20 protein-coding genes are annotated in these 23,646 nt (G+C 60.7%); 12 read left to right on the top strand and 8 right to left on the bottom strand.

Features of this window, described 5'->3' with window-relative positions; translation table 11 throughout:
* Positions 1-6 precede the first annotated feature (6 nt).
* Positions 7-336, bottom strand: a complete 330-nt coding sequence (locus ACWHRL_RS05580) for a DUF1820 family protein (RefSeq protein WP_447895565.1) — start codon at positions 334-336, stop codon at positions 7-9.
* Between the two features lie 202 nt (positions 337-538).
* Here ACWHRL_RS05580 and ACWHRL_RS05575 point away from each other — a divergent pair, with 202 nt between their 5' ends.
* Genes ACWHRL_RS05575 through ACWHRL_RS05565 form a run of 3 tightly spaced genes read left to right on the top strand, consistent with a single transcriptional unit; the run spans position 539 to position 4,580 of the window.
* Positions 539-1,762: an ATP-grasp domain-containing protein gene (locus ACWHRL_RS05575; RefSeq protein WP_447528259.1), complete on the top strand. Its 1,224-nt coding sequence runs from the start codon at positions 539-541 to the stop codon at positions 1,760-1,762.
* A 30-nt stretch (positions 1,763-1,792) separates the two neighbouring features.
* Positions 1,793-3,817 carry a hypothetical protein gene (locus tag ACWHRL_RS05570; RefSeq protein WP_447895564.1) on the top strand — a complete coding sequence of 675 codons (2,025 nt, stop codon included), beginning with the start codon at positions 1,793-1,795 and terminating at the stop codon, positions 3,815-3,817.
* Between the two features lie 10 nt (positions 3,818-3,827).
* Entirely contained in the window at positions 3,828-4,580 is a 753-nt protein-coding gene (locus ACWHRL_RS05565) for a TlyA family RNA methyltransferase (RefSeq protein ID WP_447895563.1), read from the top strand.
* A 1-nt stretch (position 4,581) separates the two neighbouring features.
* Here ACWHRL_RS05565 and mscK read toward each other — a convergent pair whose 3' ends face one another.
* Positions 4,582-7,932, bottom strand: coding sequence for a mechanosensitive channel MscK (gene mscK, locus ACWHRL_RS05560; protein ID WP_447895562.1), 3,351 nt, complete (start codon positions 7,930-7,932; stop codon positions 4,582-4,584).
* Positions 7,933-8,085: 153 nt separating this feature from the next.
* Here mscK and ACWHRL_RS05555 point away from each other — a divergent pair, with 153 nt between their 5' ends.
* The 4 genes from ACWHRL_RS05555 to ACWHRL_RS05540 all read left to right on the top strand — a co-directional run bounded on the left by ACWHRL_RS05555 (position 8,086) and on the right by ACWHRL_RS05540 (position 10,205).
* On the top strand, positions 8,086-9,117 hold the full coding sequence (locus tag ACWHRL_RS05555; RefSeq protein WP_447895561.1) for a phospholipase A: 1,032 nt from the start codon (positions 8,086-8,088) through the stop codon (positions 9,115-9,117).
* 80 nt (positions 9,118-9,197) lie between these two features.
* Complete coding sequence (locus tag ACWHRL_RS05550; protein ID WP_447528254.1) at positions 9,198-9,530, top strand: DUF883 family protein; 333 nt, start codon at positions 9,198-9,200, stop codon at positions 9,528-9,530.
* The gene (locus ACWHRL_RS05545) at positions 9,530-9,934 is read left to right on the top strand and encodes a phage holin family protein (protein ID WP_447895560.1); all 405 of its coding nucleotides are present in this window, start codon (positions 9,530-9,532) and stop codon (positions 9,932-9,934) included. The genes ACWHRL_RS05550 and ACWHRL_RS05545 overlap by 1 nt, the downstream gene beginning before the upstream one ends.
* On the top strand, positions 9,909-10,205 hold the full coding sequence (locus ACWHRL_RS05540) for a hypothetical protein (protein WP_447895559.1): 297 nt from the start codon (positions 9,909-9,911) through the stop codon (positions 10,203-10,205). Before ACWHRL_RS05545 ends, ACWHRL_RS05540 begins: the two co-directional genes overlap by 26 nt.
* Positions 10,206-10,277: 72 nt before the next feature.
* On the opposite strand, the gene ACWHRL_RS05535 is transcribed toward ACWHRL_RS05540, so the two are convergent.
* Positions 10,278-11,462 (bottom strand): NAD(P)/FAD-dependent oxidoreductase, encoded by a 1,185-nt coding sequence (locus tag ACWHRL_RS05535; RefSeq protein ID WP_447895558.1) that lies wholly within the window; start codon positions 11,460-11,462, stop codon positions 10,278-10,280.
* Positions 11,463-11,636: 174 nt separating this feature from the next.
* Here ACWHRL_RS05535 and ACWHRL_RS05530 point away from each other — a divergent pair, with 174 nt between their 5' ends.
* Positions 11,637-12,728: an efflux RND transporter periplasmic adaptor subunit gene (locus tag ACWHRL_RS05530; protein ID WP_447895557.1), complete on the top strand. Its 1,092-nt coding sequence runs from the start codon at positions 11,637-11,639 to the stop codon at positions 12,726-12,728.
* The gene (locus ACWHRL_RS05525) at positions 12,728-15,841 is read left to right on the top strand and encodes an efflux RND transporter permease subunit (RefSeq protein WP_447895556.1); all 3,114 of its coding nucleotides are present in this window, start codon (positions 12,728-12,730) and stop codon (positions 15,839-15,841) included. Before ACWHRL_RS05530 ends, ACWHRL_RS05525 begins: the two co-directional genes overlap by 1 nt.
* Before the next feature lie 70 nt (positions 15,842-15,911).
* Here ACWHRL_RS05525 and ACWHRL_RS05520 read toward each other — a convergent pair whose 3' ends face one another.
* Positions 15,912-16,322, bottom strand: a complete 411-nt coding sequence (locus ACWHRL_RS05520; protein WP_447895555.1) for a DUF3617 domain-containing protein — start codon at positions 16,320-16,322, stop codon at positions 15,912-15,914.
* Positions 16,323-16,504: 182 nt separating this feature from the next.
* On the opposite strand from ACWHRL_RS05520, the gene ACWHRL_RS05515 reads away from it, so the two are divergent.
* Complete coding sequence (locus ACWHRL_RS05515) at positions 16,505-16,714, top strand: CPXCG motif-containing cysteine-rich protein (protein WP_447528247.1); 210 nt, start codon at positions 16,505-16,507, stop codon at positions 16,712-16,714.
* 1 nt (position 16,715) lies between these two features.
* Here the strand turns inward: ACWHRL_RS05515 and ACWHRL_RS05510 are convergent, their stop codons facing one another.
* From ACWHRL_RS05510 to ACWHRL_RS05495, 4 genes are all read right to left on the bottom strand, one after another.
* On the bottom strand, positions 16,716-17,561 hold the full coding sequence (locus tag ACWHRL_RS05510) for an ABC transporter permease subunit (protein WP_447895554.1): 846 nt from the start codon (positions 17,559-17,561) through the stop codon (positions 16,716-16,718).
* Entirely contained in the window at positions 17,558-18,469 is a 912-nt protein-coding gene (locus ACWHRL_RS05505) for an ABC transporter permease subunit (protein ID WP_447895553.1), read from the bottom strand. Before ACWHRL_RS05505 ends, ACWHRL_RS05510 begins: the two co-directional genes overlap by 4 nt.
* Before the next feature lie 26 nt (positions 18,470-18,495).
* Positions 18,496-19,665, bottom strand: coding sequence for an ABC transporter ATP-binding protein (locus tag ACWHRL_RS05500; RefSeq protein WP_447528244.1), 1,170 nt, complete (start codon positions 19,663-19,665; stop codon positions 18,496-18,498).
* A 90-nt stretch (positions 19,666-19,755) separates the two neighbouring features.
* Complete coding sequence (locus ACWHRL_RS05495) at positions 19,756-20,856, bottom strand: polyamine ABC transporter substrate-binding protein (protein ID WP_447895552.1); 1,101 nt, start codon at positions 20,854-20,856, stop codon at positions 19,756-19,758.
* A 427-nt stretch (positions 20,857-21,283) separates the two neighbouring features.
* Here ACWHRL_RS05495 and ahpC point away from each other — a divergent pair, with 427 nt between their 5' ends.
* A complete protein-coding gene (gene ahpC / locus ACWHRL_RS05490; protein WP_447528242.1) occupies positions 21,284-21,847 on the top strand; it encodes an alkyl hydroperoxide reductase subunit C in 564 nt (187 codons plus the stop codon).
* Positions 21,848-22,052: 205 nt separating this feature from the next.
* Positions 22,053-23,609 carry an alkyl hydroperoxide reductase subunit F gene (gene ahpF, locus ACWHRL_RS05485; protein WP_447895551.1) on the top strand — a complete coding sequence of 519 codons (1,557 nt, stop codon included), beginning with the start codon at positions 22,053-22,055 and terminating at the stop codon, positions 23,607-23,609.
* The last annotated feature ends 37 nt before the right edge of the window (positions 23,610-23,646 follow it).

The raw sequence follows: 23,646 nt of genomic DNA, 5'->3' as shown, positions 1-23,646 counted from the left end.
TTATACTCACCCTTCGCCGCGGGGAGGCAGCGGGAAAGGACGCGTAAACTCAGCGACCCGAGTATCGCTTTTGACGACCTTCAGCGGGCCCTCGCGCTCGACTTCGTCGATACGCACGATGGCATTGAGCGGCAGGTAACTGCGCTTCACCCCCTCGAAGGTGCGCTGTAGTTTCTCCGCGCCGGGATCCACCACCATCCGTGAAGCATCGTCAAAGACAAACTCCTCGACTTCAATAAACCCCCAGAGTTCGCTTTGAAAGATCTCTCTGACGTATAAATCCCACACTTCACCCTGCTGGTGAACGACTACTCGGTAGACCGGCCTGGTCGCCATCCTGGCCCTATCCTCTTGCCGTTTAAAGGTTAAAACTCCGAACCTAGACTACCATATTCATGTGCCTGCCTTTTACTGCCGCGTGCACGTTTGACGCATTAGTAGCGTTGATGCACGTAATCAAGCCGCCCTGTTCCGGGTAGCCAAGTGGTGTATGGTCGTGTCTGTGCAGGTATTTTTTCATCCCAAAGGAGTTACCAGTATGGAAAAGGATTCGAATAAGGGCTATATCGCCTTACTTGGTTGGAGCCTTAATGCCATCGAAGCAGCGGCAAAATTCGACCGCCGCTATATCGTGGTTGCCCCCGATTGGGCCGAAGAGTACTGCCAGCAACACGATATTCCTCACGTACCGTGGAATTTCGAGCGCCTAAACGACCGCTCCCTGGAAATCGCCGAAACCTTGAAGGAAAAAGGCGTGGATGTCGCCATTCCGCTGTTCGAAGAGACCGTCGAGTGGGCCGGCGCCATCAACTCGGTGCTGTTGGATAACCCCCGCCTTTACGGCCAGTCGCTGCTTTTACGCGATAAAGCGCTGATGAAACGCCGCGCGCAGCTTGGCGGCATCCGCGTGGGCATTTTCGAAGAGGCCCACGATAAAGACGACGTCATTCGCTTTTTAAAGCGCGTCAACCAGACGCTTCTCAAACTGGACGGCGACCCCAACGACCCGATTCACCTCAAGGCCTTCGACAAGGCCGGCTGTTTGGGCCACCGCGTCATTCGCACCCCCGACGAAGTCGATCTCATACCGGAAGAAGAGTTTCCGGTCTTGATGGAATCACACCTCGATGGCTGGGAATTCGCCGTCGAAGCGTGGATTCATAACGGTAAAATCGCCTTTTTGAATATTTCCGAGTACGTGACCCTGGGCTACTCAGTCTTCGTGCCCGCCTCGCCGGAGCTCGAGCGCTACCGTGAGCAGATCACCACCCAGATCGAGAAGCTCATCAAGACCTTCGATATCGAGTTCGGCCTGATTCACCCCGAGTACTTCGTGACCAGCGACGGCGAGATGTACTTTGGCGAAGTGGCCTACCGTCCGCCGGGGTTCAAGGTGTTCGAACTTTTGGAGCGGGTGTACGGTTTCAACGCCTATCAGGCTTCAATGCTGGTGTTCGACCCGAAAAGCACTCCCGAGGAAGTCGCCGCGTTCTTCCCCAAAGAGGTGGTCGATGCCAACGGCTTCGCCGGCTGCTTTGGCGTTTATCCGCGCCGCCGCGTGGTCAGCCGCCTGGAAATTCCCGAAGAGACCGAGGATCACCCCTACTTCGAGTCCCACGAACTGACCACGCCGCTCGAGGAAACGGTCACCAAGCGCACCGCGTTCGGTACCCACTGGGGCCTGATTTACTTCAAGGGTGACGACGCCCATACCCTGCGCGATCTGCTAAAACATCAGGAAGACCTCGACTTCTATGTATAATCCCCGCCCTTGCTGGGAAAAGGAGCCGTTGTGACGACCGCCAATGAAGCAGAACCACCGAAGCTCGCCGGGCTTTTGGAAAAACTGGATGACGCGCTACACAGGCTAAAAGAGGCCCCCGCGTTCAGCCGGCCCGAAAAACTGCCTCGCGTACTGGACACGGCTCGCCGTATCCTCATGCAAGACGGTGGTTGCCAGGCAATTGAAAGGCGTGCGGCGGATTTTGAATCCGCCGCGGTTTTTCAAGGCTCTGACTGGGAAACGCCCCAGTACTTGCAGCCCACGCTTGCCACATTCGCCCTCAAAAGCGCCGATTCTAACACCGTGGTGATCGAGGCACTCAGCGAGCTTCGTCTGCTGGCGGTGGCCAAGGGCGAGTACCGTCACGCCCTGATTACCCAGGAGCAGGCGCACCACTACCTGACCCAGGTGATGGCGCTCAACCTGACCCTTTTATTCAGCGCGGCAAGCGAGGCCGAGCGCGAAACGCAAGGCCGGCTTGCCACGCTCTCCCGCACGCTTTTCCAACACCTGGCTCAGCGTATCGGCTTTGAACACATCCTCGACCAACTGATCGAGGAGATCTGGCGTATCCTGAAGCAGCGTCCGGTACAGGTCGATGGCATCAAGCAGATGATCACCCAGATCGCGCTATGCCAGGCCAACCCGGAAATCGACCTGGGCGCCAGCGGCCAGGGGGCCGACCGGCTGGTCAGCTCGCTTTTCGGGCCTACCCAGGCCTGCCGCGAGGACCCGGGTGTCGAGATTTATCAGCGCCGCCTTGAGGGAATGGATAACACCGCACTTCAGGCCGAATCCACCGGCTGCGCCCGCGCCATGCACGACACCGGGCTGGTGTCGCCTTACCACGCGGTGCTGCTGCGCTTTTGCCTGGATGAGAGCGACCACCTGCTGGGCGAGGCGCTGGGCCTCTCGTCGACCGGGCGCGATTGCATGCTGTGCTATCGCGAGCTGGTGCACGGTTTGATTCGAGAAAGTGTCCACCCCGCCACGGCCCAGGCAGTGTACGGCCTGGCGCTGATGCTCGAGCGCGGCATTCTCTACCAGCCCCCGGTGGCGCCCGCCATGTGGCGCCAGCTCAATCTAGCGCTTTCCGAGTGGGCCAAGGCGCGGTTGAGCAACACGTATGGCGATACGGTCAGCCCGAACGCCCGACTTATGGAGGGCGTGCTCTGTTTGCTGGGGCTGCCGCTGGGGGTGGGTCAGGGTAACAACCCGACCTGCCAATCCGCCCGCGCGCTTTCGATGTGGGCCTACAACGACCCGGACTACCTGCTACAAATGGTCGCCTGGGCGACCCGGGACGACGAGATCATCATGCACTTCGAAGGCCAGCCGATCTCCTCGAAAGAGAGCGTATCCGGGGTAGCCACGACGCTTCCCATGGATCTCGACCCGGTCTCGCTGATCGTGGTGCCGCACCTGGACCGTATCTACGCCGAAATGGGGCGGCGCTGCATTGGCCGCGAAGGCGACCCGCACCGCTGGGTCAACCCGGAGTTTCACGGCTGGTGGTCCGGGCGTGGTTTTCGTATCAACGTCGATGTCCAAAGCGGCAAGCTTTGCGACGTGGACGCCTTCATTCGCCACTTTTACGCAAGCTATCATCCGTTTTATAACGGCAACCAACCGCTGATTCACCCGCAGCCCGCGGGCATCGCCGTCACCGACAGCGCCGGGCGCTTCATTGGCTGGCACGCCATCACCATTCTGCGCACCTCCCTCGACCCGACAGACGCCATGCGCGTCTACTTTTTCAACCCCAATAACGACAGTGGCCAGGATTGGGGCGACGGTGTGAAGGTCAGCACCGCCGGTTTTGGCGAGCGCTTCGGCGAGGCCTCGCTGCCCTTCGATCAGTTCACCTCCCGGCTTTATATTTATCACCACGACCCCTTGGAGCGCGGCGAGCCGGCGACGGTACCCAGCGACGAGCTCGAACGCGTGGAAGGCTACCTGCACCGCAGCTGGGGGGCCGCGCGCCTGCCCGCCATCGAACTTCAGGCCAGCCACCCGCCCCACTCACCCTGCTAACCCTTTCGACATGACACGACTCGACCAACTACTGGCAAGCCTGGGGCTTGCCAGCTCTCGTACTCGCGCCCAGCGCCTGATCCGCAACGGCCGCGTACGCCTTGAAGACGGCACGCCCCTTACCCGAGCCTCGGAGAAATGGCCGTCGGACACTACGTTTCTCATCAGCGACGACCCGGAGGAGCGCTACGTCTCCCGGGCCGGTTTGAAGCTCGAAGGCGTGCTCCACGCGCTGGATATGCGCCTGGACGGGCTAAACGCGCTCGATATTGGCCAGTCCACCGGAGGCTTCACCGACTGCGCCCTGCGCTTTGGCGCCCGCCACGTGATCGGCGTGGAAGTCGGCCACGGCCAACTTGCCCCGCCCCTTCGCGAAGATAGCCGTGTCACCTGCCTGGAAGGGCTGAACGCGCGGGCCATGAGCCGCTGTGAGGCGCTTTTGGGCGCCCTCGAACAGCACCCGGTCGATATCGCGGTAATGGACGTCTCGTTTATTTCCCAAACGCTGATCATTCCCGAGCTCGCCGCGCTACTCCCGCCTGGCGGGCGGCTTTTGTCACTGGTGAAGCCGCAGTTCGAGCTCGACCCCGGCGCACTCGACAAGCGGGGCGTGGTACACGACGCCAATCGCTTTGCCGAGGTCAAAGCCCGCGTGCTTGATTGCTGTGGTGAGCATGAAATGAAGGTAACCCACTGGCAGGAGAGCCCGATTACCGGCGGTGACGGCAATCGGGAATTTTTGCTACTGGCCACACGGGCCTGAGTTAGCTTAGCGAGGCCGGGGGCAACTGCTGCGCGGACTGCACCTTGACCGGCTCGGACTCGTCGCGGTGAAGCCAAACATCCATCTGCTCGAAGGCCACGCGGATACCCGCCTCGCGCAAGAGCGCGTCCACCCGGCAGTTGATTTCATCGGCGGCGAAAAGGCGATCCAGCAGATCGTTGACGAAGATACGCAACTCGAAGTTGAGGCTGTGCGGTCCGTAGCTGACACAAAACACCTGGGGCTCCGGGTCGACCAGCACCCGGGCATTCTCGTCGGCGGCCTGGCGCAGCAGAGTATGGACGCGCTCGAGATCCGAACCGTGGGATACCCCAAATGTGAGCACCACTCGGGTGACGTTATCCGACAGCGACCAGTTAATCAGCTGATCGGTCACGAAGGTTTTATTGGGGATGATGATCTCTTTACGGTCGAAATCGGTGACCGTCGTGGCGCGAATACGTATCCGGCTCACGGTGCCGTGCAGGTTGCCAAGGGTGATGGTGTCGCCAATACGAATCGGTCGCTCGAACAAGATGATCAGCCCCGAGATGAAGTTGGCGAATATCTCCTGCAGGCCAAAGCCCAACCCCACGCTGAGCGCGGCCACCAACCACTGAAGCTTGTCCCAGGAAACGCCGAGGGTCGCCAGCGCCATGACCACGCCGGTACCCACGATGGTGTAGGACAAAAGCGAGGTGATCGCGTAGGCGCTGCCCTGCTTGAGCGATAGCCGCGACAATACCGAAACTTCCAAAAGCCCCGGCAGGTTGCTGGCCATGATGATCGTTACCGCCACGACCAAAAGCGCCGTGAACACATCGCTGATCGAGAGCGTATTGCCGACCAGGTCGCCGTCTTCAGCGTCCCAGATCGAGACCTGGTCCAGGTAGCCCAGCACGGTGAGCAGATCCGACCATACCAGGTACAAAAGCGTGGTAAAGCCGATCAAAAGAATCAGTTTGGAAAGCCGTAGCGACTGGCTATTGATCTGCTCCATATCCAGCGGCGGCTCCTCGACCACTTCGAGTCCGCCTTCGGCGCCCTCCTGTACCTGGGCCCGGCGCCTTGCCAGGGCCCGACGGTAGGCCAGCCGCCTGGCCGCCACGGCGAGACTTCGCACCACCGTGGCCTCGACGATGATCCAAAGCCCCAGGATATAGAGCGTCATGGCAAAACGCCCCACCAGGCGAAGGGCGGTGTATTCAAACCCCCAGGCGACCAGACTAAACAGCACCAGCGGTACGGCGGCGATCCCCAGACCCAAAAGCAACCTGAAAAGCCGCACGCCGAAAAACGGCACGTGGGCGAGAATCAACTTCGCCAGCCACCAGCTCATGGCGGCAAGCGACACGAAGAAAAGCCCCAGCGCCAGCGGGCGCTGGGCGAGCGGCGTTTGCATGGGAGCGGAGAGCGTGGCGATCACCACGACCAGTGACAGCGTAATTCCGAGCCCGCCGAGTAGCTGGCGTAGCTTGGCACCGTAACCCGCCGACCAAGTAAAGTGGCGCTCGGCCACACCGTCGGGCACCAGCAGTCGCCGCCCCCAGGCAATCGCCCCCCAGCTAAGCGACAGCTGTAAAAACGCCAGCGCCAGACTCTGCGAGGCCGGCCCTTCACCGGTCCTTAGCCCGACCCCCACTCCGGCCAATACCAGCGGCCCGGGGATCGCCAGTAGCGCATTGAGTAAAACCGCCCGGGGCGTGTGCCCCTGGGTGTCGCTTTTGAGCCGGCCGATTTGCGAATGGATGCGCGTTAGCCCCGCCTTGATACGCGCTCGAAGGCCCATCAGCAAAAAGCTGATCAAAACGAGCGGCGCCCCGACCAGCACCTCCCAGGAGAGGCCTTCCCAGCGGGTCGGCAAAAGGTTTCGCCATTCGCCTTCGCGCCATTCGATACGCAGGTTCTGCGGCAACTGCCTAAGCCAGGTGACATCCAGCGGGCGGCTGCTGGCCACCCAAAAAAGCTGCTCGTCGATGGTGGTGCGCAGGTTACGAGAGATCTCCAGAAGCTGCTGCTGATTGAGCTGAAGCTCGATGGCCGCGCTCAAAAGCCCGCCGTAGGTCTGCTCGAGCTGGTCGACGAGCTCGCGGCGCGACTGGTAGAGCCGCGAGAGCGAATCGACCAGCCCCTCCGTCACTTCGACCCCGGCCTCTTCCAAACGCTGATTGGCCAGCCGCTCGCCTTGGCGAAGCTGGTCGCGCTGGCGGACCAGATCGAACTGTTTCAGACGTAGATCGGCGATTTCATCCTGCAGGTCGTGGCGCGGCGCGATCACGGGCAGGGACTGGCGCTGCTCGACCAGAATGCGCGACAGAAGCTGACTGCCGCGAATGGCGTCGAGCTGCTCGTTGAGGCTTCGCTGGAGCTGGCGGACGTGGTCGAGCTGACGCTGGGCTTCGATATTTTCGCGTACGATACCGTTGGAGCGGTCGGTGGCGCGTAACAGTTCCAGACTCAGATCCTGATTGACCTGCTGGGCACGTAGTACCACCGGGTGACCTTCGGCCACCAGCGGGTCCTCCCGAGCGGCGTCGGCAATGGCCTGTTCCGACTGCAGCCGGCGCTGGCGGTCGATCACGCCCTGGAGCAAGTTGAGCTGCTGCTCCTGTTCGTCGATTTGCAGCGAGAGCAGGTCGCGGCGACGCTGGGCCAGCTCGCGCAGGCGGCTATTGGCGCTGAGCTCGCGCTGATTGAGGCTCATTTCACGCTCGGCCACCGTACGATTCAGGCGCAGCTGGATCAGATTGGCATCGTTTTGCGCCGAAAGCTGGCGGTCGGCGAGCAGGGCTTCGCGGTCGTCCACTTCCCGGCGCAACCGCTCGCTACGCTGGATCGCATTGGAAATAGCCTGTTGGGCACGCTCGGGCAGCGTTTGCGCCGCCAGCAGTTGCGAGTTGGCATCCGCCAACTGGCCTTGCAATTGCTGCAGCGCGACCACCGCGTCGGCCTGGCGGCTTTCCAGATTTGAAAGCGCCATATCGCTTAGATCGCCGGCATTGAGCTGCTGACTGGCCTGCTCGACCTCGTTGAGCTCACGTTCCAGGCGAAGCAGCGCCGCCGGCGACTCCTCCATACGCTGTTCGAGCGTGGCCAGGCGCTCTTCCATCGCGCCCAACCGTTCGTAGGCGTCCAACGCCGCCTCGAGCGCCTGCATCTCACTTTGTTGCTGCTCGCTCGGCTCGCCTTCGGCCTCTTCGATCGCACTCAGCCGCTCGTCGAGCTCTTCCCGGGCAGGCACGCCCTCCACTTCGACGGCCATTGCGCTCGGCGCCCCTACGAGGAGTAAAAGCGCCAGTAGCGCGCCGCAAAACACCCATACTCTCACCGCGCATTTCACCACGTTATGCATGCCTCGCTGACATAATCGCCCCGCCCGGAGGGCGGTCAAGGGGGCATTGTCCTGGGTAATCGCCACTTTCGCAATCACGAGTAGTTGACTTAAACGCCAAGGCTGTATAGAAAGCCCTGTTAACTCTCTTTTCCCATATCGCGAGCCTCACTCATGGTCACCCGACACCGGTTATTAGCAGCCCTCTTCGTGTTTGCGGGTACGACCCCGCTCGCCAATAGCGCCCTGGCAGAAACACAAGAAGAGATCGAGGCTCGTATTCGCGCGTTAAATACCGAGCTTTATCAGCTGCATCAGCAGCTACAACAAATCGAGGCACCGACGGAAAGCGCCGCCGGGCTCGAGCCTGAACCGCTGCCCGAAGAAGTCGCGCTCGAAGACTTGAACGAGCGCCGCCAGCTCGAGCAGGAGTCTACCCGTAACCCGTTCGCGATCACCACGCACCGTACGAACTATATTTTCCCGGTGAGTTATAACGGCAGCACCGACGCCCCGAGATTTCGCGAGATCACCGATGAAAACGGTCCCGACGACATCGAGGTCAAGTTCCAGTTCAGCGCCAAGTTCAATCTGGTCGAGGATCTTTTTGGCAACGTGGGTGACGTCTATTTCGGCTACACCCAGCGCAGCTGGTGGCAGGCGTATAATACCGATGCCTCCTCCCCGTTCCGGGAGACCAACTACGAGCCGGAAATCTTCATCGATTTCGACAATGCCTGGAGTGCGCTTGGCTGGGTCAACACGCGCAACCGGGTGTCGTTCAATCACCAGTCCAACGGGCGCTCCGACCCGCTATCGCGTAGCTGGAATCGGGTCTATCTGGAGAGCACGTTCCAGCGCGGCGACTGGGCCCTTACCCTGGCCCCTCACTGGCGCGTGCCGGAATCCGAGGGGAGTGACGACAACCCGGACATCGATCGCTACATGGGCTACGGCGACATTCGCCTGGCCAAACGCCTGGACGGCAACCACGAATTAGCGACCCAGCTACGCGGCAACCCTTCCGCCGACCATTACGGCGCGCAGGTGGACTATAGCTGGCCGGCGTTCACCAATCTTCGTGCGCACCTGCAGTACTACTACGGGTACGGCGAAAGCATGATCGACTACGACAACCGCGTACACCGCCTGAGCCTCGGTTTCAGCCTCAACCCGCTGTTCAGCGCCACCGGCCTGAACCGATAAAGTGGCGAGGTTGTCTATTCGATAATGGCTGCTATGCTGATAGCAGTCAGCGTTTCATTAACCCGTCAAAGGAAGACATCATGGCCAAGCGTAATTCAGACAGCTCCAAACGTGCCGACCAACTTAAAAACGACCTTCGCTACCTAAGCGAAACCGTCGAAGAGCTGGTCAATGCGACCTCCAAGGATGCCAGTGGTGAGATGCGCGGCCTGCGCGAACGCGCCGAGCGCCGCTTGAAAGAGACCCGCTCGCGTCTTGAAACCGCTGGTGAAAACATCTACGAAGATACCCGCGAATCCCTCTCCAACCAGGTTGATTGCTGCGACCGTTACGTGCGCGACAACCCTTGGACCAGCATGGGCATTGGCGCCGCTGCGGGTCTGGTAGCTGGACTGCTGCTCGGTCGTCGCTAATGGCCTTGGGTCCAACCCAACGCGTATTCTCTGCCGTCAAACGCCTGATAGGTTCACTGGTTGCCAATAGTGAAACCCGCCTGCGTTTGGCGGTTTTAGAGCTTGAAGAGGAACGCGCGCGCATACTGGTGCTTTTTTTGCTGGCGGGTGCAAGCCTTCTGCTGCTGTTGCTGGGAGTGGCCACGCTTACCGCGCTGGTCATTATTCTGTTTTGGGATACCTACCGCATTACGGCGATTGTCTTTAGTGCCGGCGTGCTCATATTTTTGAGCCTAGTGTTTGCGCTGATTGCCATTCGACAGGCAAAAAGCCATACGCTTTTAAAAGAGACGCTAAAGCAGCTGTCGGCGGATCGAGCGCTACTGGAGGCCAATCAAAATGACCAACCAGACGACCAACGCTAAGGCGAGCCGCGCTGAGCGCAAGGCGGCGCTTCTGGCTGAGCTCGAACAGCAGCGCGTCGATATTCTGGTCGAGAGCGACTTTCTTTTGAACGCGGCCGCACCGCTTGAGAACAGCCTGAAAAGCTTCCGTCTTCCGCTCTATGCAGTCGGTGGTATCGCAGCCTGGCGGCTCATGCGCCACCCCGGCGGCGTGATGGCGGCAGGACGCAAGGCGCTGGCGGGCTATATGCTGTTTCGCAAGTTCAAGTTGCTTGCCAAAATCGCCACCTAAGCCCGGCCTTCGAACTTGTATCTCGGCTAAAAAAACGTGCGCCCCGGCGCACGTTTTTTATTTGAAAGCGCATCAAAGCGCTTGGGCGCAAGCCACCCCGCTCGCCCAGGCCCACTGAAAATTATACCCCCCGAGCCTTCCCGTCACGTCCAGTACCTCGCCGATAAAGCGCAGCTGTGGAAGGTCTTTCACCTCGAAGGTTTTCGACGAGATGGCCTCAGTGCTGACGCCGCCCATGGTGACCTCGGCGGTGCGCCAGCCTTCGGTGCCGGAAGGCTTGAGCGTCCAGTGGTTGATGCGCTCGGCCCACTCTTGTAGCGCTTCGTTGGAATACTGCGCCAGCGGCTTTTGGCTCTGCGCCTCGGGGTACCACTCGATCATCGCCTGAGCAAGGCGCTTGGGTAAGCGCTCGCCAAGCCAGGTAGAAAGCAGTCTTTTAGGGGTCGCCCCGCGCGCCTCCAGCAAAAGCGCGCTGGCCTGCTCCCCGGGCAGCAGGTCGATCTCAAGCGCCTCGCCTGGTTCCCAAACGCTGGATATTTGCAGGATCGACGGCCCCGAAAGGCCTCGATGGGTAAAGAGCAGCGGCTCTTCGAAACGGTGATCTTGTGAGGTTACCGCTACGGGTACGCTCAGCCCGGACAGCGCGCTGGCGCGCTCTTTCCAGGTATCGCTCAAGGTCAGCGGCACGAGCCCGGGGCGCGTGGGCAGCACCTCCAGGCCGAACTGGCGGGCGATATCGTAACCAAAGCCGCTCGCGCCGAGTGTGGGAATCGAAAGCCCGCCGGTCGCCACGACCAACGCACCCGCATCGATTCGCCCGCGGGACGTTTCAAGACGCATCCCTTCACCGGCGCGCTCGACGCTTGTGATTTGAGTATTGAGCGACACCTCGGCGCCAGCCCATTCGCACTCGGTCAGCAGTAAACGCACCATCTCCTTGGCAGAGTCGGCGCAAAAAAGCTGGCCCGGGGCCTTTTCCACGTACTCGAGGCCGTTACGCTCGACGAGCTCGACGAAGTGCTCAGGGCGGTAGCGCTTCAGCGCCGAAATACAAAAATAGGGGTTTTGCGAATAAAAATGGCCAGGCGCGGTGTCCAGGTTGGTAAAGTTACAGCGCCCGCCGCCGGACATGAGGATCTTCTTGCCCGCTTTATTGGCGTGGTCGAGCACCAGCACGCGTTGGCCCGCGTAGCCCGCCTGGGCTGCGCACATCAACCCCGCAGCACCCGCGCCAATGATCACGACATCAAACACCATACCCGATAACCTCGAACAAACAGAAAGCCGACTATTCTATCAGCTATAAAGCGGTTATTTTCTTTAAGGGGTAATGACACTTGAAACCGCCGACGGCGTTGCATTAAACGCCGCCTTGAATGACCCTGCGCTTTTCGCCCGCCCCCCTCGAGACGGCCAATGACCGAGAATTTCATGCATGTTTTAAAACGCCCGCCCGGATCATGGCTAACGGGACTACTACTGACCGGTCTGTTACTGATTGCCCACGCCCCCTTGGCGTTTGCCCAGCCGCTGCCAAGCGTCATTGGAAGCCATGCCCAAGCGAGCACCTGGTCGGACCCGCTCGAGGCGCTGGGAACGCTGAGCGCCGACGAAAGCGTGACGCTTTCGGCAACGATCACCGACACCGTGGCCGAGATCAATTTCGAAGACGGCGAGCAGGTCGAGCGCGGGCGGCTTTTGATCCGCCTGGACGATACCGAAGAAAAGGCACTTTTACGCGCCGCCCAGGCGCTGAGCGCCGAGCGCGGTAACGCCCTGACCCGGGCCACCCAGTTGCAAAACCGTAACCTGGCCGCCCGCGCGGATGTCGAAGACAACCAGGCTCAGCTCGATCAGGCCCGCGCCCAGGCCCAGGCCATCGAAGCGCAGCTGACCAACTACCGCCTGCACGCCCCGTTCAGCGGTCGGGTCGGCTTGCGTACTATCAGTGTTGGCGCACTGGTCACCCCGGGGACGGAGCTCGTCACCCTCGACAAGCTCGATATCATGAAGCTCGATTTCAGTGTGCCCGAGGTGTTTCTTGGGCGCCTCTCAACGGGGCTTACGCTTAGCGCCACCACCGCGGCCTACCCCGACGACGTGTTCAGCGGCGAGATCGCCAGTATCGGCACGCGCATCGACCCGGCCACCCGTAGTGTCGATGTCCGCGCGCGTCTGGAAAACCCGGACCTGCGCCTGCGCCCCGGCATGCTCATGGAAGTCACCGTTCGCCAGCGCCTGCGCGAGGCCGTCGTGATCCCCGAGGCGGCGCTCGAGCCCAGCGGCGACCGCCACTACGTGATGCTGATTCACCAGACGGATGACGGTGACCGGCTGGAGCAGCGCCAGGTCATGATTGGCGAGCGCCGCTACGGCGAGGTGGAGATTCTGGAGGGTTTAAACGCCGATGATTTGATCGTCGTGCACGGCCTCCAGCTCGCCCGGGACGGGCTCGAAGTGCGCCTGCTCGGCGTCGTCGACAACGAGACCAGCATTCGTAAGCTGCTGGAGGCGGATCGCTAATGCGCCTATCGGATATCTCGGTTCAGCGCCCGGTCCTTGCCATGGTGATCGCCGCGCTGATCATCGCCTTTGGCGTACTGGCGCTCAACCGACTGCCGCTGCAGGAGTATCCTACCGTCGACCCGCCGATCGTGAGTATCGACACCCGCTACCCCGGCGCCTCGGCCAATGTGGTGGAAACGCGCATTACTCAAATTCTCGAGGATCGCATTGCCGGCGTCGAAGGGATCGAGCTGATCACCTCGCGAAGTGAAGACGGCCGGTCGCGCATCGAGATCGAGTTCGCGATCACCATGGATATCGACGCGGCGGCCAACGATATTCGCGACCGCATCTCCGGGGCGCTGCGCAACCTGCCGGACGACGCCGACAATCCGGAGGTCACCAAGGCCGACAGCAGCGAAGAGATTGTCGTCTGGCTAAGTCTCTCTGGGGCGAACTACTCGATCACCGAGCTTACCGACTACGCCAACCGCTACCTGGCGGACAGCCTCTCGGTGCAGCCCGGGGTTGCCCGAGTGCGCCTGGGCGGCGGTCGCGATTACGCCATGCGTGTCTGGCTCGACCGCAACGCCCTGGCCGCCCGGGGCCTGACCGTCGGCGATATCGAAGACGCCCTGCGCGCCGAGAACGTCGAGCTTCCAGCGGGCTCGATCGAGTCCGCGGACCGTCAGTTCATCGTGCGCCTACCTAGAGCCTTCGCGACCGCCGATGACTTCAAACGCCTGGCCCTCGCCCAGGGCGAAAGTGGTTATCTGGTGCGCCTGGCCGATGTCGCCCGGGTCGAAGTGGGCTCGGTCGAAGACCGTTCGGTGTTTCGCGCCAACGGCGTGCCCATGGTCGGGCTTGGAATCATCATGCAGTCCACTGCCAACGTGCTGGCCCTTTCCGAGGCCGTGCAGGACGAAATGGAGCGCCTCCAGCAAACGCTGCCCGAAGGTATGGAGCTCTCCCTCAACTACGACGCTTCTCTGTTCGTCTCCGGCGCCATCGACCAAGTGGTCTCGACGCTTTTTATCGCCATGGGCCTGGTGGTGATCGTCATCTTTCTTTTTTTGGGGAATCTGCGCACCACCCTGGTGCCCGCGGTCACGGTACCCATTGCGGTGATCGGCGCCTTCACCGCGCTTGCGGCGATGAACTTCTCGATCAACCTGTTGACGCTACTGGCACTGGTGCTGGCCATTGGCCTGATCGTCGATGACGCCATCGTCGTGCTCGAAAACATCAACCGGCGCATGTTCGAGTACGGCGAGACACCTTTGGTGGCAGCGTACCGTGGTACCCGCCAGATCGGCTTTGCGGTCATCGCCACGACGCTTGTGTTGGTGGCGGTGTTCGTTCCGCTGAGTATGCTGCAGGGCGATATCGGGCGGCTATTTTCCGAGTTCGCCTTGACCATGGCCGCGGCGGTGGTGTTCTCCACGCTGCTGGCGCTCACGCTCACCCCCATGATGGCCTCGAAGATTCTCAAACCCGGTATGCACGATAGCCGCGTGGGGCGTGCGGTGCAGTGGCTTTTGAACCTCACCCAGCGCCTTTATCGGCGCGTGCTGGAAACGACGCTTCGACTGCGCTGGCTGGTGGTGGCGCTGTTCGCGCTGCTGATCGCCGCTACCGGCTGGCTGGCGGCGCATTTGCCCAGCGAATACACCCCCCAGGAGGATCGGGGCAACTTCATCGTGCTGGTCAACGGCCCCGAGGGCGCCACGTTCGAGTACATGATGGACTATATGGACGAGGTCGAGGCGCGCCTCGACCCCTTTCTGGACAGCGGCGAGTTCGAACGCGTAGTGGTCCGCGCGCCGCGCGGCTTCGGCAATATCGAAAACTTCAACAGCGGTTTTTTGATTATCGACATGGCGAGCTGGGGCGAGCGGCGCAGCGCCTGGGAGGTAATGGACGACGTGCGCGCCACGCTCTCTACCCTGCCCGGCGTGCAGGCGTTTCCGGTGATGCGTCAGGGGTTTGGCCAGCGCACTCAAAAACCGGTTCAGTTCGTGCTCGGCGGTGGCTCCTATGAAGAGATCGCCCGCTGGCGCGACGTGCTGATCGACCACGTCAGGCGCGACAACCCGCGCCTGACCGCGCTCGAAAGCAACTACGATGAAACCCAGCCGCAGCTTCGCGTAGAGATCGACTACAACCGGGCCGCCGCGCTTGGCGTGACGGTCAGCGAGATCGGCCGCACGCTGGAGGTACTGCTGGGCGGGCGCAACGTGACCCGCTATGTCGACGACGGCGAGGAGTACGATGTGATCGTCGAAGGCGACCGCGCGCGCCAGAATAGCCCGCGGGCGCTGGACAACATCCAGGTACGATCAGCGCGAGGCGGCGCACTGATTCCGCTCTCGAGCCTGGTGACGCTTTCCGACTTCGCCGGCGCCAGTACGCTGAATCGCTTCGACCGTGTCCGCTCGATCACCCTCGAGGCGAACCTGGCGGACGGCTATACCCTGGGCGAGGCGCTCGAGTACCTACAGCAAAGTGCCGATGAGCTGCTGCCCGAGGCCGCCCAGACCAATCTGGCCGGCCCCTCGCGAGATTTCCAGGAAGCGAGCGGCGCAACGGCGTTTTTGCTGATTTTGGGCGCGGTGGTGGTCTTTCTGGTGCTGGCGGCGCAGTTCGAGAGCCTGATCCACCCCTTCGTGATCATGCTGACCGTACCGCTTGCCATGAGCGGTGCGCTGCTGGCGCTTTTGCTCAGCGGCCAGTCGCTGAACATCTACAGCCAGGTGGGGCTTGTGCTATTGATCGGCCTGGCGGCGAAGAACGGTATTTTGATCGTCGAGTTCGCCAACCAGCTGCGCGACGAGGGCGTGGCGTTTCGCGAGGCACTTATCGAGGCCTCGGTGACCCGGCTGCGCCCCATTTTGATGACCGCGATCACCACCATGGCAGGCGCGGTACCGCTGATTCTCTCGAGCGGCCCGGGCGCGGAATCACGCCTGGTGATCGGCACCGTGGTCATGGCCGGGGTGGGCGCAGCCACGGTCTTTACGCTGTTGGTCGTGCCGGTGGCCTATGACCTGCTCGCCCGTCACACCGGCTCGCCCAACGCGGTCAAACGCCGCCTGGAGGCGGAGATGGCGGCAGGCGATGAAAGCCGTTAAGCGCCTTTAAAGCCTTTTCCCCGGCCACAAAAAAGGCGCCCGCAGGCGCCTTTTTTGACCGGGCAGCGTTTTAGCAGTCGCCAACGCGCTCGCCTTCGATCACGGTGTCCATGGTCAGCTCACCCATGGGTGACTCGGTCAGGATGGTGACCGTGCCGTCGATCTGCTCGCCCATGAAGCTCATTTCGCCGTCGATGGTGGCCTGGCCGCCATCGGCGCTGCACGCCATGCTGTAAGAGATGCCGTCGGCGTTCATGTCCTGGCTAATCAGCTCGCAGCCCTGCTCTTCTTCGATCAGGCCAAACTCGGCGCTATCGAGCTCTTCCTGGGTAATGCATTGACGCTCGGTTTCGGTTTGATCGGGAATATCCATCTCGCCGCTAATGCGGGTGACGCTGACGAATTCCCACTCGCCCGGCTCGACGTTCGGGGTATCGGCCAGAGCAACCATCGGGAGGGCCAGTGCGGCCGCAACTGCCATGTAACGTTTCATCATCGTTCTCTCACTTGATTGATCGAAAAAACCGCACACCATCCTACCTGATTCACGCCTGCAGCGCGCCCCCCGGGCTCTGCTACACTTGAGCGGCCCTAATTGATCGACCCCAGTTGATCGACCCTTTGGCCTATCATTGCCATAGCATTTTAAACAAGGAGTTCGCCATGGACGAAGACGCGCTCATCGAGCACGATTTCGACTGCCCCTACTGCGCCACGCCGCTCACTTTCGTCATCGACACCTCCCAGGGAAGCCACACCACCTGGGAGGACTGTCACCGCTGCTGCGCGCCGATTCAGGTGCAGGTGCTGCTCTCCCCCATGACCGGCGACATCGAAGCGATCACCACCGGCCGCGACGACGACGTGCTCTAGACTACTCGCCTCGATCGGCCCGCTGCAGCAGCGCCCGGCGGCGCTTTTCGCTTCGACGCATAACAAACCAGGCCGCCAGCGTTGCCAGCGAGACGATCAGGATAATCAGCGTCGCCAGGGCGTTGATCTTGGGCGAAACCCCCAACCGCACCGACGAGAACACCACCATCGGCAGCGTATTCGCCCCAGGCCCGGAAACGAAACTGGCGATCACCAGGTCATCCAGCGACAGCGTAAAGGCCAAAAGCCACCCGGCCAACAGCGCCGGGGAGATCACCGGCAGGGTGATAAAGAAAAAGGTTTTCAGCGGCGGCGAGCCCAAATCCATCGCCGCCTCTTCAATGGAGCGGTCCATTTCACGAAGCCTGGCGGCCACCACTACCGCCACGTAGGCGCTACAGAACGTCGTATGCGCAATCCAGATCGTGGCCATGCCACGATCCGCCGGCCAGCCAATCAACTGCGCCATCTGCACGAACAATAGCAAAAGCGAAAGCCCGGTGATCACCTCGGGCATGACCAGCGGTGCGGTCACCATGCTCGAAAGCGCGGTCTTGCCGCGAAAGCGCGCGTAGCGGGTCATCACGAACGCCGCCACGGTGCCCAGACATACCGCCATGCTGGCGGCGAAAAAGGCGATTTCGAGACTGGTCCACACGGCGGCGAGAATCTGACGATCGCGAAACAGCGCGCCGTACCACTGGGTAGAAAACCCGGCCCATACGGTGACCAGCCGCGAGGCGTTGAAGGAGTAGACCACCAGCACCAGCATCGGCAGGTAGAGAAACACGAGCCCGACGATCAACATGACGGTCGTAAACGAAGGCCAGCGCGGTTTCAGGCTCATTCTTCAAGCTCCCGGGACTGATAACGGTGAAACCAGACGATGGGGATGAGCAGCAATAGCAGCATCACCACGGCAAGCGCCGAGGCGACCGGCCAATCACGGTTGAGGAAGAACTCCTCCCAGAGCACCTTGCCGATCATTAGCGTATCCGGCCCGCCCAAAAGCTCCGGGATCACGAACTCGCCCACGGCGGGGATGAAGACCAGCATGGAGCCCGCGATGATCCCTCCCATGGAGAGTGGCAGCGTCACCTTGAAAAAGGTGTTGAGCTTGCGCGAGCCCAGATCCGACGCCGCCTCTAGCAGCGAATTATCGAGACGCGTCAGGTGGGCGTAAAGCGGCAGCACCATGAAAGGCAGATAGGCATAGACGATGCCGATGACCACGGCGAACTGGGTATTCATCATGCGCAGCGGCGACTCGATGATCCCCATGCCCATCAAGAAGTTATTGATTAGCCCGCTGTTACTCAAAATGCCCATCCAGGCGTAAACCCGAATCAAAAACGAGGTCCAAGAGGGCAGCATGACCAGCAGCAGCAACACCAGCTGCCAGTGTTTTGGCGCCCGCGCCATGGCGTAGGCCATCGGGTAGCCCAGCAGCAAACACGCCACCGTCGAAATGAACGCCGTTTTGATCGACCCCCAGTACGCCGCGACGTAGAGCGAATCGGACAACAAGAACAGATAGTTGCCCAGGTTGAGGAACACATGCAGCGTCTGGTCGGTGTACTCCAATAGAGGACCGTAAGGCGGGATGGCCACCATCGACTCGGCCAAGCTGATTTTCAGCACCAGCGCAAAGGGCAGCAAAAAGAACAGCGTCAACCACACAAGCGGCATCGCAATGACCGCGCGGCGGCCAAGCTGCAGGCGCTTCAAACGTGTCGCGAACTCAAACGGCTTCATCAAAGGCGCTCTCCTAAAGCCACGCGTTAACGGTTGAGCACGATGGCGCTGTGATCTTCCCAGTACACGTAAACGCTGTCTTCCCAAGTGGGTCGGTCGCCGCGGCGCTCGGTATTGGCCATGCTCGCCTTGATCATTTGCCCGGACGACGTGCGTACGTAGTAGAGCGAGTAGCCGCCCAAATAGGCGATGTCATCGACCTTGCCCGCCTCCCAGTTGTACTCACCCTCGGGCTTTTCGCGGCTAAGCCAGATCTTCTCGGGGCGAATCGCCGCCCACACGCGACGGTCTACGGCCTGGGTCGTAATGCCGTGGTCGATGTAGATCGGCCGCGACAGCGCCGGGGATTCGATGGTGCAGTGATCGGCGGCATCCGTCACGATTTCGCCCTCGAAAACGTTCACCGTGCCCACGAACTCCGCCACCATGCGACTCGCCGGGCTTTCATAGATATCCACGGGTGATCCGACCTGTTCGATCCAGCCATCGGCCATGATCGCTACCCGGTCGGCCATGGTCATCGCCTCTTCCTGATCGTGGGTGACCATGATGCAGGTCACGCCGACCTGTTCGATGATCTCGACCACTTCGAGCTGCATCTCGGTGCGCAGCTTTTTATCGAGAGCGCCCATGGGCTCATCGAGCAGCAAAAGCCTGGGACGCTTGGCAAGCGAACGCGCCAGCGCCACCCGCTGGCGCTGGCCACCGGAGAGCTGGTGGGGCTTACGCTTGGCAAAGCGCTCCATGTGCACGAGCTTCAACATCTGCGTCACTCGGGCATCGATATCGGCTTTGGAGAGCTTGTCCTGCTTCAAACCAAACGCGATGTTCTGCGCGACGTTCATGTGCGGAAACAGCGCGTAGGACTGAAACATCATATTGATCGAGCGTTTATGCGGCGGGGTCGCGGTGATGTCCTCACCGCCGAGCAGAATGCTGCCCTCCGAGGGCGTCTCGAAGCCCGCCAGCATGCGCAAAAGCGTTGATTTACCCGAACCGGAGCCGCCCAACAGCGCGAAAATCTCGCCACGCTTGACCTGCAGGTTGACGTCGTCGACCGCCAGTGCGTCGTCGAAGCGCTTACTCAGGCGCTTGACCTCCAGTACGATATCTTCGGCAAAGCGAGGCGTTTTGCCCGGCGCGCGCGCCGCGTCAGAAGAAGATGAAGGGTCATTCGACAAAGGCGTAGTGACCATTCGCCACTCCCATGCAGAGGCCTGGCAAGCCAGGCACCAAACGGTAAAGAGCGGGCAGGAAAACCCTGCCCGCCGCTCGGTAGGCGCTAATTAACGGCCGGATTTAACGCGGTTCCAGATACGCGTGCGGGTGCGCTGAAACGCCTGGGGCATATCGCGGGCCACGTACAGGTTTTCCATGACCTCGGCTTCTGGATAGATCGCCGGGTCATTGAGAATCGCTTCGTCCAGGTAGGCGTCTGCTGCGGCATTGGGGTTGGCGTAGCTGACGTAATCGGTGATCTCGGCGGCGATTTCCGGGTCGAGAATGAAGTCGATGAAGGCGTGAGCGTTTTCCACGTTCGGCGCGTCGGCGGGGATTGCCATTACATCGAACCAAAGCGCGGCGCCTTCTTTGGGAATGGCGTAGCCAATTTCGAAGTTGCGGCCCGCTTCCTCGGCGCGCTCGGCAGCCTGGAAGACGTCGCCGGAGTAGCCCGCCGCCACGCAGATATCACCATTGGCCAGATCGGCAATGTAGCGCGAGGAGTGGAAATAGGTGATGTCGTCGCGCACGGTGCTAATCAGCTCGCCGGCGGCGTCCAGGTTGTCGGTGTCATCAGAGATCGGGTCGAGCCCCAGGTAGGCCATGGCCGCGGGCAGCATCTCTTCGCCGGTATCCAGCATCGAAATGCCGCATCCGGCATCATTGAGCGCACCGGTGATCTCAGGGTCGAACAGCAGCGCCCAGCTATCCGTCGGCGCGTCGTCACCAAGGATCTGCCGTACGCGGTCGACGTTGTAGCCGATACCGTTGGTACCCCACATATAAGGGACCATGTAGCCGCTTTCCGGGTCGACGGCGTCGAGGTTCGCCATGAGATCGGCGTTCAGGTTCTCGAGATTGGGCAGCGCGTCTTTATCGAGCGGCTGGTACACGCCGGCCTGGCGCTGGCGCGCGAAAAAGTGCGAGGAGGGAACGACCACGTCGTAGCCGGAGCGGCCGGCCAACAGCGCGGCATCCAGGGTTTCGTTACTGTCGTAGACATCGTAGGTGATGTCGATGCCGGTACGTTCGGTAAACTTCTCGAGGGTTTCCGGGGCGATATAATCGGACCAGTTATAAACCCTTACTTCTTCAGCATGGGCTTGAGCCGCTACGACACAAGAGATAGCCGTAACGGCCAATGAGAGTTTGTGAATGTTCCCCATCAAGTTGCTCCTCGTACTCGCTATTAGTAATAATGAACCCGCCCGGGTACCGCCGCCCTCGCCTGCCCTGAATGCAGCGTTGAGCGCTTGTTGCTGACCCCATAATTCGGCGTCAACACTCAAATTAGCACTTAAAAACCGCTAGGCAATTTTTTGGAAGCTGCGAATTCTGCGCGGCTATGCCCCCTACCGCAAGGGCTGGCCAAAAAATTGTTGCATTAAGGCGTCACTGGCCCCACCTACCTTCCATGACGGCGTTTGCCCTACGCGTTAGCTTAGTGTCGTTCATGCATTGAAGAAGAAATGAAGCCAATAGTTAACCACTATTGATCGAATTTCTTTTCTCAATTTTAGCTATCAAGCATTTGCCGTTAGTATGACACCTACATTTTCAAGTCACCATCCATCCGATACGGAGACGTTTCTAATGTCCATGATCAACGCCGAAGTAAAACCGTTCAAGGCAACCGCTTACCTCAATGGTGAATTCATTGACGTTACAGAGGCCGACCTGAAAGGCCAGTGGTCCATCTTCTTCTTCTACCCGGCCGATTTCACCTTCGTATGCCCGACCGAGCTTGGTGATCTGGCCGACAACTACGAAGCGTTCAAGAAGCTGGGCGTCGAAATCTACAGCGTTTCCACCGACACCCACTTTACTCACAAGGCGTGGCACGACAGCTCCGAAACCATCGGCAAGCTCCAGTATCCGATGATCGCGGATCCGACGCTGAAAATTTCGCGTAACTTCGAAGTACTGATCGAAGAAGACGGCCTGGCCGAGCGTGGTACCTTCGTGATCGACCCGGACGGTAAGGTTCAGATCGTCGAGATCAACGCCGGTAACATCGGCCGTAACGCCGAAGAGCTACTGCGTAAGGTCAAAGCGGCTCAGTACGTTCGTGAAAACCCGAACGAAGTGTGCCCGGCGAAGTGGAAAGAAGGCGAAGAGACCCTCGCGCCGTCGCTGGACCTTGTCGGCAAGATCTAATGCCGTTCGCTGATTCGCGCTACCCGCTTTTATAAAGGGTAACGAATCGGCCCCGCACCCGGGCACTGCCCGGGTGCCTCGTTTCAAATCCTTGAAACGCCTCAAGTACGTTTTAACCCTGCGCACTTCTCCCGCGCTCAGCCAGTCATTGGCATGTTCGAGCCGGTCGAGACATATTCACGCCGATTGCGAGGAAACCGCTGTCATGTTGGACGACAATTTAAAAAGTCAGTTGAAAGCTTACCTGGAAAAAGTGACTCAACCGCTCGAGCTCGTTGCGTCCCTCGATGACGGTGACAAGTCAAAAGAACTGCTGGGCCTTTTGGAAGACATCAAAAGCCTGAGCAACCAGATTACCCTGAAAACCGACGGCCAGGACGCACGTACGCCGTCGTTTGCGATCAACCGCCCGGGTGAAGAAAGCGGCGTGGTATTCGCCGGTATTCCCATGGGCCATGAGTTCACCTCACTGGTGCTCGCTCTTCTGCAGGTCGGCGGCCATCCGCCCAAGGCCTCCCAGGACATACTGGACCAAATCAAGGCGCTCGACGGCGAGATGCTTTTCGAGACCTACTACTCGCTCTCCTGCCAGAACTGCCCGGACGTGGTGCAGGCCCTCAACCTGATGGCGATCTTCAACCCGAACGTGCGCCACGTGGCGATCGACGGCGCGCTGTTCCAGGACGAAGTCGAAGAGCGCGAGATCATGTCGGTGCCGAGCATCTACTTGAACGGCAAGCCTTTCGACCAAGGCCGCATGACCCTGGAGCAGATTCTGGCCAAGGTGGACACGGGGGCTGCCGAGCGCGATGCGAAAAAACTCAGCGAGAAGGCCGCCTTCGACTCACTGATCATCGGTGGCGGCCCGGCCGGTGCTTCAGCCGCGATCTACTCGGCGCGCAAAGGCATCAACACCGGTATCGCCGGTGATCGCTTTGGCGGCCAGGTCGTCGACACCCTGGGTATCGAGAACTTCGTCTCGGTCTCCTACACCGAAGGGCCCAAGCTCGTTGCGGCGCTCGAGCAGCACGTCAACGACTACGAAGTCGACGTCATGAACCTTCAGCGGGCAAGCGCTCTCAAGGCGGCCGAGGTCGAAGGCGGGCTACACGAAGTAACGTTTGAGTCCGGCGCGACGCTCAAGAGTAAAACCCTGGTGCTGGCCACTGGCGCGCGCTGGCGCGAAATGAACGTGCCTGGCGAGCAGGAGTACCGCAACAAGGGCGTTGCCTACTGCCCCCACTGCGACGGCCCGCTCTTTAAAGGCAAGCGCGTGGCGGTCATCGGCGGCGGTAACTCCGGCGTCGAAGCGGCCATCGACCTGGCCGGTATCGTGGGCCATGTGACGCTGGTCGAGTTCATGGGCGAAATGCGCGCCGACGCGGTACTGCAGAAAAAGCTAAAGAGTCTGCCCAATGTCGATATCATCCTGAACGCTCAGTCCACCGAGGTGACCGGCGACGGCAGCCGCGTTAGCGGTTTGACCTATAAGGATCGCAACACCGACGAGGTCAAAAACCTCGAGCTGGAAGGCATCTTCGTACAGATCGGCCTGGTCCCGAACACCGAGTGGCTGAAGGACTCGCCGGTCGAGATGACGCCCCACGGCGAGATCATCGTCGATGCCCACGGCATGACCTCCGTGCCCGGCGTATTCGCCGCGGGCGACGCCACCACCGTGCCCTATAAGCAGATCGTCATCGCCATGGGTGAAGGCGCCAAGGCGTCACTGGGTGCCTTCGATTATCTGATCCGCAATTAAGTCGCGAGGGGGCCAGGCCCCCTCCTCTTTTCCCTTT

The sequence above is a fragment of the Vreelandella sp. GE22 genome (genome assembly GCF_968212445.1).
Note: the sequence above shows the minus strand (reverse complement) of the source record. Positions and strands in the feature narration are given on the sequence as shown.